Genomic DNA, 17,869 nt, shown 5'->3' with positions numbered 1-17,869 from the left:
AAAGTGGGCGAAACAGGGGTCAGAGGGTCAGCCGCGTTTGCTGGCCATCGCGCTCGACGATGACGGCGCGCTCGGCGATCTGCACGACGCGGTGCCCGCTGGGCAGCAGGGCGCCGCTGAAGTAGCGGCTGCCGTCGGCGGTGATGAAGTAGGGGCTGTCGGCGTTGTCAACGACGGCCACGAGGCGCTTGGCCGGATCGTCGGGCGCCGGAGCGGGCGCAGCGGCCGCGGCCACCGGCGGCCGGTTGTCGATACGCAGCGCCGGCAGGTGGGCGATGTCGCGCTTGGCCGCGGCGGCGGCGGCCTGCACCCGGGTGGCGTCGCGCTCCTGCGTGCGCAGCACCAGCTCGCCTTCGGGCGACCAGGCCGCCTGCGCGGCGATGCCGTACAGGCGGAAGACCTCGACTGCACTGGCCAGCAGGTCGGGCGCAGTTGCAGCGGTGGCCGCCTGGGCAGGCGGTACGACCTTGGCCACGACCTGGCCGGCTTCGCGTAGCGTGCCGCCACGCCAGGCCAACGACGCGCCACCGATGACCATGACCAGGCCCAGCGCCGTCAGCACACCTTCGAGCACGGGGCGGGCGCGCGGCGCGGCAGTGGGTGCGCGCATGCCTTGAGCGCGCTCGCTGGCGGGCAGCTCGGGGCCGTCATGCAGCACCGGCTCGGGCCAGTAGTCCTGGTCGGCCGGGCCGTAGGCCACGATTGCATCACCCAGCTGCAGCGGCTGGCCCGGCGCCCAGGCGTGGATGGCGGTTCCCGGCATCAGGGCCCTCTCGGCCAGCACGGCATGCCCGGAGACGAGCTGCAGGCTGACGCGGCCGGCACCGGACGGGATCACGCGCAGCTGGAAGTCGATCTCGCTGGCGAGCAGGATGTCGGCGAACTGGGTGTCGGCCTGGTTGGCCGAGTTCAGGCCGCAGACGAGCAGGTCGTGCTGCGCGTCCAGCCGGGCACGCGCGCCGAGCTGGCGGCCGGCCAGCACGCGGAGTTCGAGCATCGAGGCGGGGAGATGGGACTTCATGGCATCACTCCTGCTGCGCAGCACCTTCGCTGCCGGTCGGCCCGGTGGGCGCGGCCGAGCTGGCCGGGCTGGCCGGATTGGCGAGCGGTTGGCGGGCTCTTTCCATCACGTCGGCCGCGGCCTTGCTGCTGGCCAGGCGTGGCGTGATGAGGAACATGCGCTCGATGCGTTGGCCGCCCTTGCGCTGGGTCTTGAAGAGGTTGCCCAGCAGCGGGATGTCGCCCAGCACCGGCACCTTGTCGACGCCGGCCGTCGAGCTGTCGCGCACCATGCCGCCGATCAGCAGGCTCTCGCCTTCGGAGATCAGGGCCTGGGTGTTGATGCCCGAGCGCTCGACGATGGGCAGGTTGTCCACGCTCTGGCCGGTCAGGCCGCCGTCCTCGATCTGCACCAGCAGCTTGATGCGGGCCGGCTCGTCGCCTTCCTTGAACACATGGGGCGTGACGCGCAGCCGCGTGCCGGCGGTGACGTTGAAGAGGTCGACGTCCTCGCGGCCGGCGACACGCACGTAGTACGTCGAGCTGTTGTCGAACACCGCCTCGACGTTGGACAGCGTGACGACCTGCGGGCTGCTGACGACCTTGGCCGCACCGTCGCTCTGCAGGGCCGTGATGCGGGCCACGAAGGGGAAGCGGTCGCCGATGACGGCGGAGATGACGCCGCCCTTGTTGGTGGGCGTCGGATCGACCTGGCCGTTGAGGCGGTTGTCGCTGGCCGTGCCGTTGCCGAACATCAGGCTGGACAGGCCGTGGTTGTAGCGCCAGTTGATGCCGAGCTCGCGCATGCGGTCGGTGTTGATGTCGATGATGGTGGCCTCGATCTCCAGCGACTGGGGCTCGACGTCCAGCGACTTGATGAGGGCGGCATAACGCTCCAGCCGCTCGGGCAGGTCACGAACGATGACGGCGTTCAGGCGCGGGTCGGCCTCGATGCGCGGCGCGAAGTCGGGTGGCGCCGCCGGCTCGGCGGTGTCCTGACCGGGCTGGCCGTAGCCGACCTGGGTGAGGGCCGCGACGAGGGTGTCGGTGCCGCGCATGCCGGGCGCGGCGTCGTCGACGAGGCCGAGCGTCGTGGTGTTGCCCGCACCGCGCATCGCGCCGCCCCGCGCGCGCTGGCTGCCCTGGGCGCGGGTGGGGTCGGCGGCCGGGATGACGCGGGCCTTGCTGGGCTGGCCGACCAGCGAGCGCAGGATGCTGGCCACGCCGGGCAAGGTGGTCTGCTGGCCGCCGAAGCTCATCGGCACGTCCTGGGCCCAGGCATAGCGCAGGTAGAAGATGCGGTAGTCGGGCAGCGGTTGCTGTTGCTGCGGCGCCCAGGACTTCATGGCCACAGCCGTCGTGCCGGGGCGCACCTGGCGCACCAGCTCGTCGACCTGCTGCACGAAGCGCTTGGCGCCCACGGCGAGCAGGGCGCCGTCGTCGCTGAACTTCAGCGTGTTGCGCGTATCGGGCAGCTGCAGGGCCTGTGCGGCGCGCTGCACCTGCGAGGCGGCAGCGGGCGTGAGCAGGTAGCTGCGCGTCTGGGTGTCGCTGGCCGGTGCGATGTAGAGCACGCCGCCGTCGTAGTAGCTCAGCAGGTTGTAGGCGCGGCTCAGGTCGCGCAGCAGCTTGGCGGGCGTGCCCTCGAAGCGGCCATTGACCTGGCCCTGCACACCGCTGGCGACGACGGGGATGTCGCTGCCCGAGAACAGGCCCTGCAGGAACTGCTCGATGGGCTGGTCGCGCGCCTCCAGCTTGACGGCGCGCAGCCCTTCCGGCAGCGGCGCCGCGGACAGCGGCAGGGTCTGGGCCAGCAGCAGCATGGTGGCTGCGGCGATCTTGAGGTTTGAGGTCATGCGGCGAGCAGTGCTGCCTGTGGGGAAGGCGCCTGAATTGAAGCGTTGGGACTGGACCCCGGCGGGGGCAGGTGGTGCAGCGGCGTGAGCCGCAGCGTCGGCAGCAGTTCGTGGAAGGACAGCACGGGGGTGTCGAAGCACTCGGTCTCGATGAGCTTGCGCAGATGCCAGCGCAGGTCGACGGCGCAGACCAGGGCCTGCGGTCGCAGCGCCTCGACCTGGGCCTGCACATCGGCGGCGAGCTGGCGCGCCACGTCGGGTGAGATGGCGAGCTGGGTAGCGCCGCCGCTGACATGCAGGTTCTGGCGCAGCAGCGCCTCCAGCTCGGGCGACAGCATCAGCGCCTGCAGCTCGCCGCTGGGGCAGATGCGGTGGTGGGTCTGGCGACGCAGTGCGATGCGCGTCATCTCCGTCAGGGCCTGCACATCCTTCTCGCGCTGGCTGGCATCGGCCAGCGCTTCCAGGATGTCGCGCAGGTTGCGGATCGAGACTTCCTCTGACACGAGGCGGCGCAGCACCTCGGTGACCTTCTGCACCGGCAGCGCGCGCAGCACTTCCTTGACCACATCGGCGAGTTCGGCCTGGGCGCGGGTCAGCAGCTCGCTGGTTTCCTGGATGCCGATGAACAGCGAGGCGTTGCGGCGCAGAGCCTGGCGCACCAGCTCGGCCAGGGCCGCGGCGTCACCGGCCTGGCCGCCTTCGGACAGTGGCACCTCATGCGCGAGCAGGCGCCAGCCCTCGCGGCCGAGGCGGCCGTGCAGGGCCACGCGCGGCAGCGGCAGGCCCTGGTCGAGCTGCAGCTCGTCCAGCATCGCCTCGATGGCCCGCGTCACCGCCAGGCCACCGTCACCGAGCATGGACTGCGGCAGCTCCAGCAGCAGCGGCACGGAGGGTCGCACGCGAAGCTGCGCCGTCTTGAAAGCGCCGGCCTCGGGTTTGCCGCGCCGCGGGCTGAGCTGGGGCATGCGCCGGGTCAGCCAGTCGCGGCCCTTGGGCATCAGCAGCATGCCAGCCGCGCCGAACACGACGGCCAGCAGGCCGAACACCAGCGGCGGAAAGCCCGGCACGGTGGCCAGCAGCAGGCAGATGCCGGCGGCCATCAGGTGCACGCGTGGCTTGGCACCGAGCTGCTTGCGGATGGCGTCGCCGAGGTGGCGGTCGTTCTCGTCGTCGTTGGTGCGCGTCACCAGCAGGCCCGCGGCCATCGCACCGAGCAGGGCCGGGATCTGCGCCACCATGCCCTCGCCGATGGACAGGATGGAGTAGCGGTGCACCGCGTCCCCCATGCTGAGGTCCTGCTGCAGCACGCCGATGGCCAGGCCGCCGAGCAGGTTGATGAGGATGATGATGATGCCGGCGATGGCGTCGCCCTTGACGAACTTCATCGCGCCGTCGAGGCTGCCGTGCAGCTTGCTTTCCAGCTCCAGCGTGCGGCGGCGGCGCTTGGCTTCGTCCTTGTCGATGAGGCCGGAGCGCAGATCGGAATCGATGGACAGCTGCTTGCCCGGCATGGCGTCCAGCGAGAAGCGCGCCGCCACCTCGGCCACGCGCTCGGCGCCCTTGGCGATGACGATGAACTGCACCACCGTGATGATGAGGAAGACCACCAGGCCCACCACCAGGTTGCCGCCCGCCACCAGCTTGCCGAAGGTGGCGATGATGTGGCCGCCGTCGGCATGCAGCAGGATCAGCCGCGTGGTGGCGATGGACAGGGCCAGCCGGAACAGCGTGGTCATCAGCAGCACGCTGGGAAAGACCGAGAACTCCAGCGGCCCGGCCACGTAGACGGCGATCAGGATCAGCACCAGCCCCGAGGCTATGTTGACGGCCACCAGCAGGTCGATCAGCCACAGCGGCAGGGGCAGCACCATCAGGGCGACGATGGCGACGATGCCGGCGACCAGGAAGAGGTCGCTGAAGCGGGCGATCAGGCCCTCGCGCGGCTGGTCGGCCGCGGCGAAGTAGCCCGAGAGGCCGTCGGGCCGTTTCACGGCACTCATGCCTGAACTCCGAAGCGACGGCGCAACTCGGTGTAGACGGCCATCACATTGCGCACATAGGCCTGGGTCTCGGCAAAAGGCGGCACGCGCCGGCCGTGGCGCTCGACGGCACCCTCGCCGGCGTTGTAGGCGGCCAGCACCAGGCGCAGGTCGTTGCCGAAGCGGGCCTGCAGCTGCTTCAGGTACCTGGCCGAGGCTTCGAGGTTGGTCTCGGGGCTCAGCAGCGCGCGCTCCGCCTCGGCCACACCCAGGCCACGGCCGGTGGCGGGCATGACCTGCATCAACCCACGCGCACCGGCCGCCGAGATGGCCTGGCTCTGGTGGCGTGACTCGATGTGGGCCAGGGCATGCAGCAGCAGGGGGTCGATGTCATGGCGCTGGGCCACTTCGGCCATCAGCGGCGCCAGGGCGCGGATGCGGGCCTGCGCGGCGGCGTCACGGACCGGTGCAGGGCGGATCACGGCCGGGGCCGGCGGCAGCGCCACGGGAGCAAGGGGCGGCACCTCGGCAGCCGGCACTTCCGGCTCGGGCACTTCGACCGGCGCCGAGCGGCTCCTGACGAGGGTGGCCAGGCACAGCCTTTCGGTCAGCGCGAAGCCGCTGGCGCCTGCGGCCGGCGCGGCATCCAGCAACGCCTCGGCGGAAGGGGACGGGCAGTTCGGCGCGGCGGCGAATGCCCCCATCAGCGGGGCCGCACATAACGCACCGGTCGCCATGACCTGGCAGATCCGTTGAAGTCCGAACACTTGTCTTCCCTGCTTTTTGGACCGGGCGGACTATGGGGGCAAGCCTTGCCGGCTTGTTGACCATTGCAAGCAGAAGTAACTGACTGACCCGTAGACATTGCTCCTTTGTATGCAAGAGGCTGCCCCCCACGTTTACGCGTGGAAACAACTGCTGCACCGTCGCAATCTGAGACCGGGCATCGTTCGGTCGCGCCGTGCCAACCACCCTGTGCGCAGCGGGGTGAAAGGCCCCCTAGAAGTAGGTCTGGTCACGGTGCTGAAAACAAGTTTTCACAAACCCCGTTTGCACCCCCTAGAAATAGGTGTTAGGGACCCATGGCCGACGACAGCGGCGACAAGACTGAACAGCCCACAGCGAAGCGCCTGCTAGACGCCCGCAAGAAGGGCGATATCGCCAAGGGCAAGGAGCTGACGAGCACGGCGACGCTGCTCGTCTGGCTGGTGATGGGCGCGTTATGCATGCGCATGGCCTGCGAGCGGATTGCAGCCCTGTGCGAGGCCTTGTTCGCGCGCGTGTCGGCCGGCTGGCGCGAGGAAGGCTTCGGCCATGTCGCCGCCCTGCTGGGCTGGCAGAGCGTCGAACTGTCGCTGTTGCTGGTGGCCCTGCTCGTCATCCCCGTGGCGGTCCTGGGCACGCTGATCGAGTTCCTGCAGGCCGGGCCGGTGCTGGCCTTCGAGAAGGTGGCGCCCAAGCTCGAACACCTGAACCCGGCCGAAGGGTTGAAGCGCATGTTCTCGATGGACAACCTGGTCGAGCTGATCAAGGGCATCCTGAAGACGGCGCTGCTGCTGGGCATAGGCTGGGCGGTGGCGCGGCTGCTGCTGCCCGACGCGATGCGGCTGGCCTCGGGCACCGACAGGCCACCCCAGCATCTCGGCGGCCTGGTCTGGGAGGGCACGGTCAAGACCCTGGCCTGGACGGTGGGCGTGTTTGCCGGCGTGGCCTTCCTCGACACGATGTGGACCCGGCATCGCTTCACCAAGAAGCTGCGCATGAGCATGCGCGACATCAAGCAGGAGATGAAGGAGAGCGAAGGCGACCCGCATCTCAAGCAGCAGCGCAAGCAGGCCCATGCCGAGTGGAGCCAGCGCAACCAGCAGGCGGCGGCGCGCGGCGCCAACGCCCTGGTCGTCAACCCGACGCATGTGGCCATCGCCATCGACTTCGAGCCCGGCCGCTGCCCCGTGCCCACCGTCAGCGCCAAGGGCGAGGACCACGTCGCCCGCGCCATGCGCGAGGCTGCCGAGGACGCCGGCGTGCCCATCGTGCGCAATGTGCCGCTGGCGCGCGAGCTGCTGGCGCGCTGCGAGGAGGGCGAAGTCATCCCGCCCGACCTGTTCGACGTGCTGGCCGAGGTCATCGTCTGGGCCGAGGGCGTGCGCGAGCAGCTCAAGTGGGAGGCTGCCCGCGCCGACCCACATCGGCGCGACGAGGTGCCTGCCGAGCCGCCGCGCGCGCGACCCGCGCCCGGCGAAGACCTGACGCGCCACCCCGACGTGGACCCGCGCGTCGTTTCCGCCCAAGACGACTGATGCCATGCAGAACCTGATGCTCAACCTCGCCAGCACCGTGGCCGCCCTGGCCTTCGTGCTGCTGCTGGCCTGGTTGCTGATCCGCGGCTGGCGGCGCCTGCAGGGCCTGGGTGGGCGCAACCCGGCGGAGGACGGCGAGGCGCTGCGCTTCGTGCGCGCCCTGCCCGTTGGTGCGCGTGAGCGTGTGGTGCTGCTCGACCATGCCGGCGAGCGCTGGATGCTGGGCGTCACGGCGGGCGGCATCAATCTGCTGGCGCGCTGGCCGCAAGCCGACGCCAAGCTGGATCGCGAAGCATGATGGCCTTCTCCCATCGCTGCGACAGGCTGCTGCTGCGCGAGTTCGTCGCGAGCGATGCGGCCGACATCCAGGGCCTGCATGCCGACGCGCGGGTGCGCGAGCTGCTGCCCGATGAACAGCCCCTGCACGAGGCACGTTGGGCCGCGGAATTCGCGGCCTGCCTGGCAGGCTTCTATCGCCGCCATCCTGGCCTGGGCATCTGGCGTTGCGCCGTGCCGCTGAGCGCTGCCGAGGAACAGTTCGCCGGCTGGTTCAGCCTCATGCCCCTGCAGGCAAGCCCTGACACCGTGCAGCTGGGTATCCGGCCTGGCGACGCTGAACTCGGCAGCCGCCTCAGGCCCGAACACTGGGGCAGCGGCCTGAGCCTCAGCGGCGGCGAAGTGCTGCTGCGCCATGCCTTCGAGACGCTGGCACTGCACACGGTCTGGGGCATCTGCCACCCTGAAAACCGCGGTGCCCGCGTCTGCCTGGAGGCATTGGGCTTCACGCCTCGCAGCCGCGCGCTCTACGAAGGCCAGCCTTCCGATTACCACGCCCTGGACGCAACGACCTGGTCGGCCGTCCAGACCCTCAGCCGCCGCGAACGCCTGCGCCAGACCCGGCGCGCCCTTGCGCGTTCCCACCGGCCTACTGCCCTCGCACTGCCATGACCACTTCCGCTTCACCCAACCCCTGGCAATCCGCCCTCGGCCATCGTCTGGCCCAGGCCCTGGAGCAGTCCCGGTTTGCGCACGCGCCGCAGGCCGATGCGGCTTCCGAGCTCGGCGCCACGCGCTGGCGCCTGCCCTCCCGCGTCGCCGAGCCCACGGGCGCAGCTGCGGCGCTCAGCGAAATGCTCGGCACCGGTGCCCAGGCCGGCCTGGTGACGCACTGCCTGCAGCACTACCGCAACCAGCTCGCACCGGGCCGCGCCGAGGACGACCTGGGCGTGGCCCTGGCCGCCTATCTGGGCGCATGCCGACAGGCCTTCGATCACGAGGCACTGAGCCCGCAGCGCTGGCAAGCCATCACCCAATGGGTCAAGGCCTGGGTCATCGATGAATTGCCGTGGGACGACGCACCGCTGCTGCAGCGGCAGGACGCCTTCGAGCGTCTGGCCGTGCTGACCGTGGCGTTAGGCGAATGGACGGTACAGGCCAGCCGCCAGGGCGGCGCCCACCAGGCGTCGGCCACCTGGATGGCCCGCAACAGCTTGCAAGGCCAGCTCGGCCTGGACCTGCCCGCGCTGTGCGCCGTGCTGCGCAACCTGGACGGTGGGCCTGCCAACACGGCGGCAGTGGGTCGCGAAGGCCAGCCGCCAGGGGCCAATCAAGGCGCAACGCGCGGCCCGCATTGATATGCGGGCAAGTGGTGCAACGCCGAGTGGTCCCTGGCGGCTGGCCTTCCCTTCGGGTTGCGGCCATAAAGCCCGCGCGCGGCGTTGCAAATGCTCGCCGGGTGCCCAACCCGGCTCCGCTTTGCGCCTTGCTCGCGGGCTTTCTGGCCGCAACGCGACCCGCTGCCGCCGTGTTGGCAGGCCCGGACTGCGGCCAACCCTAGCGCGGTTGGCGCAGAAATAGGAGCAGCCGCATATAGGCAGCAGGGGCCCGACCCCGTTTAATGAAACCCGTCAACGCCGCAGAGTTTGATCAGAAAACCTTGCCGACAAGACACGCAGCGAGTCCGGTGTTTTCTCAGTCGCCACCGAATTCAGATGCCTCGAATGTCAATCAATCACTGCGGCAGCTTCTGCCGCGAAACCTAAATCTTTTTTGGAGATCAACATGGGATCAGCAGTTAGCAGCATCTTCGGCGGCGGTGGCTCGGGTGGCATCCTGGGCGCCGTGGGCGGCATCGTCGGCGGCATCTTCGGCGGCCCCATCGGCGCCATGATCGGCCAGGCTATCGGCGGCATGCTGCAGCAAGCCATCGGCAGCGGCGCCAACAGTGCCGTCGACACCCTGGTCAAGGAACACGGCATGCCCAAGTTCCTGGGCGAAGAAGTCAAGTCGACCATCGGCCAGGTCATCAACCAACTGACCTCGCAAAGCCAGCAAGGCGTTTCGCACGAAGCGCAAGGTGCGGCCCAGCAAAACTTCGGCGGCGCCGTCAAGCAGTGGGAGTCCGACTTCTCCAACCAGATCGTGCAAGGCGTGCTCGACCAGCTGCGCTCGCAAGGCACCGGCAGCTCCAAGGGCAGCAAGCCCAGCGGTGGCGGCTGGCTGCAGGCCATCGCCTCCGTGATGGGCTCGGCTCTGGGCGCCAAGGCCAAGGAGATGGTCAATCTGTCGCAACAGATCAACGACGCCTCTGCCGCCAAGTCCGCCGCCAAGTCCGGCTCCGAAGAGCAGAGCAAGCAGGCCGACGAGTTCAACAAGCTGATGACCCAATTCCAGGCCACCAGCCAGGAATACAACTACCTGAACAGCGTCTTCACGACGGCGCTGAAGGGTCTGGGCGAAGCGCTGGGCACGATGGCTCGCAAGCAATAAGCCGCAACCTGAGAAAACAAGAGGAGGGGCATCGCCCCTCCCTTTTGCATTTCAACTTTCAGTTCCTGCCCAAGATGAAAAACTTCAGTCGCCTTGCTTTGACGGTTCTGGCGTGCCTCGGTGCGCTCAGTGGATGTGGCGGCGGCGGCGGTGGCGGGGACGAAGCCACGCCGACGACCCCGCCCGTCGTTCCGACGCCCGATCCGCCGACCACGCTGACGGGCAATATCTGGCATTCCTTCAGCGACCTCGGCAATCCGGCGGGAACTTTCGTCATGAATCCCAACACCGGGGTCTCGACAGCCGTCCAATCCGAGAAGTGGGGCGTGCCTTCGCCCGATGGCAGTCGCTTCATCAGCAACGACTACACCTCACAGGGCTCCAGCGGCGAGACCCGCCTCACGGTGCGCAAGACCGACGACAAGAGCCTGGTCGTGGACCAGGTCGTTGACGGCTACATCGCCCGCCTTGCGCCGTCGCCGCTGGCCACCAACCAGGTCCTGGCCTACTGGGGCGAGACAACCGCCGCGCCCAGGGCCGCCGTGGTCTGGGACTTCAGCGCGCAGAAGGTGCTTTTCGCCACGCCGCTGAGCAAGACGCCGGACGCCGTCGCCTGGATGCCTGACGGCACCCTGCTGCGCGTGCAGCCCTCGGGCGGCGTCAGCAAGGTCACGCCGGGTGGCAGCGAGCAGCAGGTCGCCACCGTCAGCTGGCCAGAATCGCGGCTGCCGCAGGCGGTCTATGTCAGCCCCGACGGCAGCAAGGCCCTGGTGCAGCTCGCGGCGCTGCGCAGCACCGGCACGGTCAGCGGCGTGGACCTGTGGATGATGGATGCCAACGGCGCCAACCTGAAGCGCTTCACGAACAACGGCTTGATCGCCGAGGCCTACTGGTCGCCCGACAGCAAGTTCGTGGCCTTCACCAAGGACACCGGCGTGACCTGCACCGACGCCACCTGCCAGGGCAGCTGCACGGTCTGGTATGCCCCCGCCTCGGCGACGGACGTGGTGGCCGTGGATGCATCCGGCGATGCCAAGAAATTCCCGGCGAAGCGGCCCGACGGTTCGATGACCGATCTGCGCTGCCCGGTCATGGCCTGGACGCGTTAGGGATTTGTGGCTGGTGCGCGGCGAGCTCCAATGCCATTGCACCCGTAACGACAGGCGATTCTTGGAGTCGCCTGTTCCATTTGGAGCCCTCGCCCCCGATGCCTGAGAACCGTCGTCGTTTCGCCGCCGCGCTGGCCTGCCTGGGTGTCGTCATGGCCGCGCAGGCTGCCGCTGCGCTGCCAGGCACGGTCTGGCATTCATTCAGCGACCTCAGCAACCCGCAGGGCACGTTCGCGCTGAATCCCAACTCCGGCGCTGCCACCATGGTGGACAACGCGAAGTGGCGCTCGCCCTGGCCTGACGGCAGCCGCTTCATCCAGCGGGACCACAGCTCGCAGGGCGCCGGCGGCGACGAAACCCACCTGACGGTGCGCAGGACCAGCGACCGCAGTGTGCTGATGGACCAGGTCGTCGACGGCTATGTAGCGGACGGCGTTCGCCCCTCGCCGCTGGGCAGCAACCAGATCCTGGCGTCGTGGGGCAAGACGGTCTTTGCACCGCGTGCTGCCATCGTCTACGACCTCGACTCGCGCCGGCTGCTGTACGCCACGCAACCGAGCAAGACACCCGACGCGCTGTCGTGGATGCCCGATGGCTCGCTGCTGCGCGTGCAGCCCTCGGGCGACATCAGCCGGGTCTTGCCGGGCCGCGGCGAGCAGCGTGTCGCCACCGTGCGCTGGCCCGAGGCGCGCGTGCCCGAGGCGGTGTATGTCAGCCCCGATGGCAGCAAGGCTCTCGTGCAGCTGGCGGCGATGCGCGACACGGGTTCGATCGCCGGCGTCGATCTGTGGATGATGAACGTCGACGGCTCCAACCTGCGCCGATTCACCAGGAACGACCTGATCGCCGGCGCGGTCTGGTCGCCGGACAGCCGCTATGTGGCGTTTGCCAAGGACACCGGCGTGTCCTGCACCGCCGCCACCTGCCGCGGCAGCTGCACGGTCTGGTACGCCGAGGCTACTGCGTCCAACGTGGTGGCCGTGCCGCCCTCGGGCGACGCCCGGCAGTTCCCGTTGAAACGGCCCGATGGCTCGACAACGACCGTCGGCTGCCCGCTCGCGGCCTGGACGCGCTGAAGGCATGCCCTTGATCGCTGCTCGGCCGGCGCTGGCCGCCGCCGCCGTGTTGCTGATGGCCGGCGCCGCGCAGTCGGTGCCCGACGCACGCTCGCTGGCCAGCGATCCCGCGGCGGTGCAGCAACTCGTCGAAGCCGTCAGCCTGGACGTGATGTCCGAAGCCACGCTGGGCGCCTGTGAGGACATGGGCGTGGCGTCGGCTGCGCCGATGCGCGACGCCTGGGTGGCCTGGCGCGAGCGGCACCAGCTGGCCCCGCTGCGCATGGTCGTGGCCCGCATGCAGCAGCGCAGCAGCAGCATCCCGTCGTTCACGCGCCTGACCGAGCCCATGCGCCAGCGGGTGCTGGACGATCCATCGCCCGAGCAGGCCTGCGCAGCGTTGGCGCGCGACTGGCAATCGCCGGCCATGGATGTCAGCACGCTCTACCCCCAGGCACGCGCCGTGGCCCTGGCGCTGGTGAAAGCCAACCTGGTGGCTCCTCCCAGCCCGCTGGCGATCGCGCCCGAGGCGGCCCGGGGCCAGTTCCTGCTGCCCAGCCAGATCCCCGCGCTCACGGCGCAGCGAGGCCACTGGCTGGTGATCTCCGAGGAGGAGGCGCAACGCAAGCTCGGCGTTATCTATGTCAAGGGCCGCGTGGCGCGCGAGATCGACCGCCCGACGCATTTCTTCCTGGTGCAGCAGCAGGGCGACCGGCATGTGGAGCAGCGCATCCACCTGAAGTTCGACGCCGAGCCCTGGGTGGGCCGCGAGGTGGTGCTGCGCGGCGTCGTCACGTCGCTGAACGACAACTCCCTGGACCTGGCCGACGCGGCCCTGGTCGCCAACCCGGCGGGGCTGACGTCGTCGCCGCTGCCGCAGGCGCCGATGCTGCGCAGACGGGCGGTGCTGCAGCGCGTGACGACGCTGCCGGGCCGCGGCCTGGCGGAGAAGGACCTGGCGGCCGTGGTCATCCACGGCGAAAGCAACTTCAATGGCGGCACGCGCTGGGAAGAGGATGTGCGCTTCCTGCTGCGTGACGGCACGGTCTACCACCGCACCGAGATGCCGCCCGACCAGCTCAATGTCGCCGCGTCGCGCCAGCTGGAGCCGCAGCGCTGGGGCCGCTGGCGCGCCAGCGGCAAGGTTGATGTCAGCCCCCAGGGCCGAGCCGTGCCCGGCCCGCCCCCCGAGGGGGTCAAGGGCACTTGGGGCGGCCCTACGTGCCCTTGCGAAATGCAGCCGCAGGACGATGACGGCCGCCCCGCGGGCGCCTGGCAGGCCGAGAAGCATCACGCCGTGCGGCCCTGGCCCAAGGACACGCGGCTGGAGGGATCCTTCACCCGCGGCACGTTCACCGGCAGCCTGGTCCTTGGCGGCAGATCGTCCAGCACCACGTTGCGCTTCATGCGCGACGGCCGCTTCGAGCGCAGCTACAGCGCGCTGTCCAGCACCGGCACGTTGGCCGCGACGCTCAACAACACGGTCATTGCCGGCTCGGCCCATGGCGATGGCAAGGGCAGCAGCAGCACCGGCGGCGGCACGGTGGGCACGCCCTTTGGCACGGCGGGCGCGGTGAGCTCGCGCAAGCAGGACGACGGCGCAGGCCGCCGCGGCCGCTACCAGCTCAGCGGCTTCGTCCTCACCCTCGACTACGACGACGGCCACCAGGAGCGCCTGCTCAGCTTTCCCGTGCACGACGACAACAAGACCGTCTACATGGGCAGCGGCAGCCTCGTCCTCGACAAATGACCCCGACCTTTCCACTGGAGTTTCAAATGCCCCGACTGCGATCCCTTGCTCTTCGTCTGGCCCTGGCGGCCCTGGTCGGCGCTGCCGGCGCGGCCACGGCTCAGGTCGCCCCCTCGATCAGCCTGGCCGAGCAGATGCGCACCATGCTCGCCAAGCCCGGTGCGGGTGGCGGCGCGGCACCCGCCGCTCCGGTGTTCAGCGCGGCGCCCGCAGTCACCTCGGCCAGTGCGCTGGCCGCCCTCAACGCGCCCCTCGTCACCAACGGGCCGGCGCAGGTGCGCCAGTCGGCCACCGAGCTGGCGCAGCGCTTCCCCGCGGCGCATCGCGGCGCCATGACCAAGGCGTATGAGGAGTCCTTCGTCTTCTGGCAGAAGCTCGAGACCCAGCTCGGCCTGACGCCCAATGACGCCGCAGCCGGCGTGGCGGCCTTCATCGCCGGCAATTACACCGCCTTCATGCAGCAGCCCGTGCCCGACGAGCACTTCAAGTCCCTGGTGCTGCAGATGCAACGCATGCTGGGCCAGAACGCCGCCTTCACCCAAAGCAGCCCGGCCGCCAAGCGCGCGATGTTCGAGCAGCTGGCCATGGTGGGCACCTTCATGGTGGTCTACCGCGAGCACCTCAACAGCAAGCCCAACCCCAACGAGGAGGTCAATTTCCGCAATGCGGCCAAGGCCAACCTCGAGGCGGCGTTGGGGCTGGGGGTGGAGCGCATCCAGATCGGGCCGCAAGGGCTGGTGGCGCGCTGAGGAAGGGCGGCTCAGCAGGCATGCCGCCACGGCGGCCGGCCTCAGGTGTCGTGATAGCCGCCGGCGATCGCGTCGGCCACGGTCCGGGTCCAGGAGTCCAGGTAGACGAAATCCGGCGAATCCGGGAAACGGTGGGCCGCGAAGAGCAGGGCCTCCAGGTCCAGCACGGCCTCACGGGCCTGCGGCGTCGGGTGCTTCAGGTCGGCCAGCAGCACGACGCGGCGCGCCGTGGCCATGTTGTCGGCCAGGTCGATGGCATCCATGTTCAGGCCCCAGTGCCAGTCGCCGTTGGCGTGGCGGATCGCCTCGCCCAGGCTCACGCCCAGGTCGCCCAGCAGGCTGTTGACGATGAAGGGGCCGCTGCGCTGGCAGTCCGGCCAGGGCTTGTGCTGAGGCAGGCTGGCGAAGGCGGGCAGCTGCGGCCAATGCGCCTTGGCCCAGGCGTTCAAGGCCTTGGCATAGACCACGCCTTGCAGTGCCTGCGGATCGGGCCCTTCATGCGCCAGCAGCCAGTCGCACAGCAGGCGTTGGCGCTCGTTCAGCGTGGCCTGGAAGTAGGCCCAGTTGGCCTGGGCCTGGCTCTCGCTCAGCGCACGGCCGGAGCCGGGGTGAGGCAGCTCATAGGCGGGGTAGTCGCTCAGGTCCCAGGTGGACGCTTTAGTGCCGGCAAGCCAGCGCTGGATCAGATTCGGCATGGTCAGCAAGCGCGAAAGAAAAATGGACGGCCTCGAGAGGCCGTCCATTCGGAACAAGCCCGGTTCAGAACCAGCCTTTTACCGTATCGAAGATGCCACGGCCGCCAGCATCGCCAGCGATGGCGCCGCCAATGCCGCCGATGATGCCGCCAACCACCGTGCCCACGCCGGGGAAGATGGCCGTGCCGATGGTCGCGCCCAGGGCCGCGCCACCCCAGCCACCCAGGGCGCCGCCGGCCACGCCTGAGGCGGTGCGCCCGGTGTTCTCGCCGATGCGGTTGCCGTCGGCCTGGTAGGCCTGGCCGAGCGAAATGGCATCCAGCACGACGCCGACGGGCCGGGCGACCTTGCCCACGCCTTCCAGCAGTTGGCCGGCGCCGCGCAGGCCACGGTTGACCTTCAGGGCCTCGACATCGCGGGCCACCTGGCCACGGATGTCGCTGTCCAGCGCCGTGCGGCCCACCTTGGACTCGACGTCGATGCGCTGGCGCATGCGCGGGTCCGTCGCCGGGGGCTCGGCCACCACGTCCACCACGCGCGCGCCGTTCTGCACCGGCACCTCGGTGCGCACCTGGGCGCCCGCGGCGCGCCAGCGGTCGGCAATCGCGTCGCGAGCCAGCGCGCCGTTGGTGTTGTTGGCCACCGGCGAAGCGATGCCCGAGGTGCGGCCCAGCGAACCGGGCGGCGGTGCATGCACGGTCTGGCCGACCTGGATGCCGTTGCTGGTCAGCAGCTCGGTCAGGCCGCGCGTGAAACCGCCCTTGCCCGTCCAGGCGCTGGTCGTCGCTTCCCATCGCTTGATCAGGATGGGGTTGTCGATCAGCAGCTTGCTGCCCTGCTGCAGCATGCCCTGGCCGGCCGCCCAGAGGCCGCCGGGTGCATGGTCGGGCAGCAGGCTCTGGCGCGCGGCCTGCAACACATCCTGGTTGTAGTGGGCCACGTCACCGGGGTGCCCCGAGGCCAGCAGGTGCTGCTCGATGGCGGCATGCGCCGACTCGGCGGCCTGCGGGTCGCTCTTGCGCGCGTCGACCACCCAGGTCGCCAGGCGCTGGGTGTCGACAACGCCAGTACGTGGGTCGGTCGCCCGGCTGACGACCTCCGCTGCGGGATCGCGGGCGACCGGCGTCTGCCGGCCGCTCGAAACTGCATCAACTGCAAGCATGGCGGCCTCCGCTCAGAAGTCCAGGCGCATCACGGTCAGCGAGAACCGGTGGGCGTCGCGCGTCGAGTGCGAACGGCTTTCGCCGGCATCCGACAGCGAGCCCAGGAAGGCGCCACTCAGCGACGCCGACAGCAGGCCACTGAACAGGCTGAGGGCGTTGCGCAGGAAATCGCTGCCGCGCTGTTGCGTGGCTGGGTCCAGGCCCGGGTTCAGCTGCAGGTCGGTCTTGTTCATGTAGGCCTGGTCGACCTTGTGGATGTCACCGTTGGCGTCCACGCCCAGGAAGCCGGCGCCGGCCGGGTTTTCCTGAAGCACATTGCCGTCCTTGTGGGTCCAGTCAAGCACGGCGCCCCAGCCGGCGGCCTCGTCGATCTTGAGATCGCCGACCTTGTTGGTGTCCACGCCGCTGATCTCGACGCCGTAGTCGCCGTTCGTGATGGCGACCTTGCTCGCGAGGGTCATGCCGTTGCCGGCATTCCAGGGCGTGGTCTCGATGGTGACCTTGGTGCCGTCCTCGAGCTTGAAGGTCGTGGTGCCGTAGAAGTCGAAGGCATGCTTGCCGTCGATGTTGACGTGCGGGTCGCCCCAGATGTTGTAGGTCTCGCCGGTCTTCTTGTTGAAGATGTTGACGGTGTTGTTGTCACCGGCGGTGATGCGGTAGTTGTCGTTCTCGAACACGGCCTGGCCACCCTTCATCTGGGTGCTGGCGTGGGTCGGGTTGGTGTTCGGGACGGAGGATGTGGCGGTCAGCGAGGTGCTGCTGGCCGTCTGGATGGTGGTCATGGCGCGTTCTCCTCAGGGGTGTGTCTCAGTCGCGTTGCCATTGCATTCGGACTCGGCCAGGCCCGCTAGCTGCGGCCGCCCGCAATTCGGGGCAGCCGCAGCTAGGGTTGGCCGCAAGCGCGGGGTCATACTTCGCACCCATGCCCCGTTATGTCGCCCTGCTTCGCGGCGTCAGCCCGATGAACGCCAAGATGCCCGACCTCAAGCGCTGCTTCGAGGAGGCGGGTTTCACCGACGTGAAGACGCTGCTGAGCAGCGGCAACGTCGTGTTCTCAACGCCCCGCTCCGCCGCCATCGCGACGCTGCAGAAACGCGCCGAGAAGGCCATGCTGGACGGCCAGGGCTACAGCTTCGCCACCACCGTGCGGTCGACGGCCCATCTGCAGCAGCTGATCAAGGCCGATCCCTTCGCCGCCTTCAAGCTCAAGCCCGGGTCCAAGCGCGTCGTCACCTTCCTGCGCGAGCCGCTTGCCGAGAGCCCCGTCGAGCTGCCGGTGACGCACGGCGAAGCCTGCATCCTGGGCCTGGACGGCGGCGAGGTGTTCTGCAGCTATGTGCCCGAGGCCAAGGGGCCGGTCTTCATGCACCTGCTGGAGAAGACCTTCGGCAAGACCATCACGACACGCACCTGGGACACCGTGGCCAAGTGCGCCGCGGCCTGAG

The 17,869-nt window shown here is 69.4% G+C and carries 17 protein-coding genes; 10 read left to right on the top strand and 7 right to left on the bottom strand.

Annotation, left to right across the window (positions count from 1 at the left end):
- Window positions 1-19: 19 nt before the first annotated feature.
- The 4 genes from ASC91_RS20670 to ASC91_RS20655 are packed head-to-tail and all read right to left on the bottom strand — an operon-like array spanning window position 20 to window position 5,538.
- A complete protein-coding gene (locus ASC91_RS20670) occupies window positions 20-1,021 on the bottom strand; it encodes a hypothetical protein (RefSeq protein WP_157281892.1) in 1,002 nt (333 codons plus the stop codon).
- 4 nt (window positions 1,022-1,025) lie between these two features.
- Window positions 1,026-2,855 (bottom strand): type III secretion system outer membrane ring subunit SctC, encoded by a 1,830-nt coding sequence (sctC, locus tag ASC91_RS20665; protein ID WP_056201142.1) that lies wholly within the window; start codon window positions 2,853-2,855, stop codon window positions 1,026-1,028.
- A complete protein-coding gene (locus tag ASC91_RS20660) occupies window positions 2,852-4,855 on the bottom strand; it encodes an FHIPEP family type III secretion protein (RefSeq protein WP_082532860.1) in 2,004 nt (667 codons plus the stop codon). The genes sctC and ASC91_RS20660 overlap by 4 nt, the downstream gene beginning before the upstream one ends.
- Entirely contained in the window at window positions 4,852-5,538 is a 687-nt protein-coding gene (locus ASC91_RS20655) for a lytic transglycosylase domain-containing protein (RefSeq protein WP_162247832.1), read from the bottom strand. The genes ASC91_RS20660 and ASC91_RS20655 overlap by 4 nt, the downstream gene beginning before the upstream one ends.
- Before the next feature lie 378 nt (window positions 5,539-5,916).
- Here ASC91_RS20655 and ASC91_RS20650 point away from each other — a divergent pair, with 378 nt between their 5' ends.
- From ASC91_RS20650 to ASC91_RS20610, 9 genes are all read left to right on the top strand, one after another.
- On the top strand, window positions 5,917-7,134 hold the full coding sequence (locus tag ASC91_RS20650) for a flagellar biosynthesis protein FlhB (protein ID WP_056201137.1): 1,218 nt from the start codon (window positions 5,917-5,919) through the stop codon (window positions 7,132-7,134).
- A 4-nt stretch (window positions 7,135-7,138) separates the two neighbouring features.
- Window positions 7,139-7,432, top strand: a complete 294-nt coding sequence (locus ASC91_RS20645; protein WP_056201134.1) for a flagellar biosynthetic protein FliO — start codon at window positions 7,139-7,141, stop codon at window positions 7,430-7,432.
- Complete coding sequence (locus ASC91_RS20640) at window positions 7,429-8,082, top strand: GNAT family N-acetyltransferase (protein WP_056201132.1); 654 nt, start codon at window positions 7,429-7,431, stop codon at window positions 8,080-8,082. The genes ASC91_RS20645 and ASC91_RS20640 overlap by 4 nt, the downstream gene beginning before the upstream one ends.
- On the top strand, window positions 8,079-8,768 hold the full coding sequence (locus tag ASC91_RS20635; RefSeq protein ID WP_056201130.1) for a DUF6683 family protein: 690 nt from the start codon (window positions 8,079-8,081) through the stop codon (window positions 8,766-8,768). Before ASC91_RS20640 ends, ASC91_RS20635 begins: the two co-directional genes overlap by 4 nt.
- Window positions 8,769-9,195: 427 nt before the next feature.
- Window positions 9,196-9,903, top strand: coding sequence for a hypothetical protein (locus ASC91_RS20630; protein ID WP_157281888.1), 708 nt, complete (start codon window positions 9,196-9,198; stop codon window positions 9,901-9,903).
- A 98-nt stretch (window positions 9,904-10,001) separates the two neighbouring features.
- Window positions 10,002-11,012: a hypothetical protein gene (locus ASC91_RS20625; RefSeq protein ID WP_162247831.1), complete on the top strand. Its 1,011-nt coding sequence runs from the start codon at window positions 10,002-10,004 to the stop codon at window positions 11,010-11,012.
- A gap of 98 nt (window positions 11,013-11,110) precedes the next feature.
- Entirely contained in the window at window positions 11,111-12,088 is a 978-nt protein-coding gene (locus ASC91_RS20620; protein WP_056201120.1) for a hypothetical protein, read from the top strand.
- Window positions 12,089-12,092: 4 nt separating this feature from the next.
- Complete coding sequence (locus tag ASC91_RS20615) at window positions 12,093-13,817, top strand: hypothetical protein (RefSeq protein WP_056201117.1); 1,725 nt, start codon at window positions 12,093-12,095, stop codon at window positions 13,815-13,817.
- A gap of 26 nt (window positions 13,818-13,843) precedes the next feature.
- Window positions 13,844-14,566: a DUF6683 family protein gene (locus tag ASC91_RS20610; protein ID WP_056201114.1), complete on the top strand. Its 723-nt coding sequence runs from the start codon at window positions 13,844-13,846 to the stop codon at window positions 14,564-14,566.
- A 41-nt stretch (window positions 14,567-14,607) separates the two neighbouring features.
- Here the strand turns inward: ASC91_RS20610 and ASC91_RS20605 are convergent, their stop codons facing one another.
- The 3 genes from ASC91_RS20605 to ASC91_RS20595 form a co-directional block, all read right to left on the bottom strand.
- Window positions 14,608-15,261: a hypothetical protein gene (locus tag ASC91_RS20605; RefSeq protein ID WP_157281884.1), complete on the bottom strand. Its 654-nt coding sequence runs from the start codon at window positions 15,259-15,261 to the stop codon at window positions 14,608-14,610.
- 64 nt (window positions 15,262-15,325) lie between these two features.
- A complete protein-coding gene (locus ASC91_RS20600; protein WP_056201100.1) occupies window positions 15,326-16,423 on the bottom strand; it encodes a hypothetical protein in 1,098 nt (365 codons plus the stop codon).
- Between the two features lie 12 nt (window positions 16,424-16,435).
- Window positions 16,436-17,206, bottom strand: a complete 771-nt coding sequence (locus ASC91_RS20595; RefSeq protein WP_082532857.1) for a DUF1521 domain-containing protein — start codon at window positions 17,204-17,206, stop codon at window positions 16,436-16,438.
- Window positions 17,207-17,346: 140 nt separating this feature from the next.
- On the opposite strand from ASC91_RS20595, the gene ASC91_RS20590 reads away from it, so the two are divergent.
- Window positions 17,347-17,868: a DUF1697 domain-containing protein gene (locus ASC91_RS20590; protein WP_056201097.1), complete on the top strand. Its 522-nt coding sequence runs from the start codon at window positions 17,347-17,349 to the stop codon at window positions 17,866-17,868.
- The last annotated feature ends 1 nt before the right edge of the window (window position 17,869 follow it).

This window comes from Pelomonas sp. Root1237 (genome assembly GCF_001425055.1).
In the GTDB taxonomy this organism is placed as follows: domain Bacteria; phylum Pseudomonadota; class Gammaproteobacteria; order Burkholderiales; family Burkholderiaceae_C; genus Pelomonas.
Note: the sequence above shows the minus strand (reverse complement) of the source record. Positions and strands in the feature narration are given on the sequence as shown.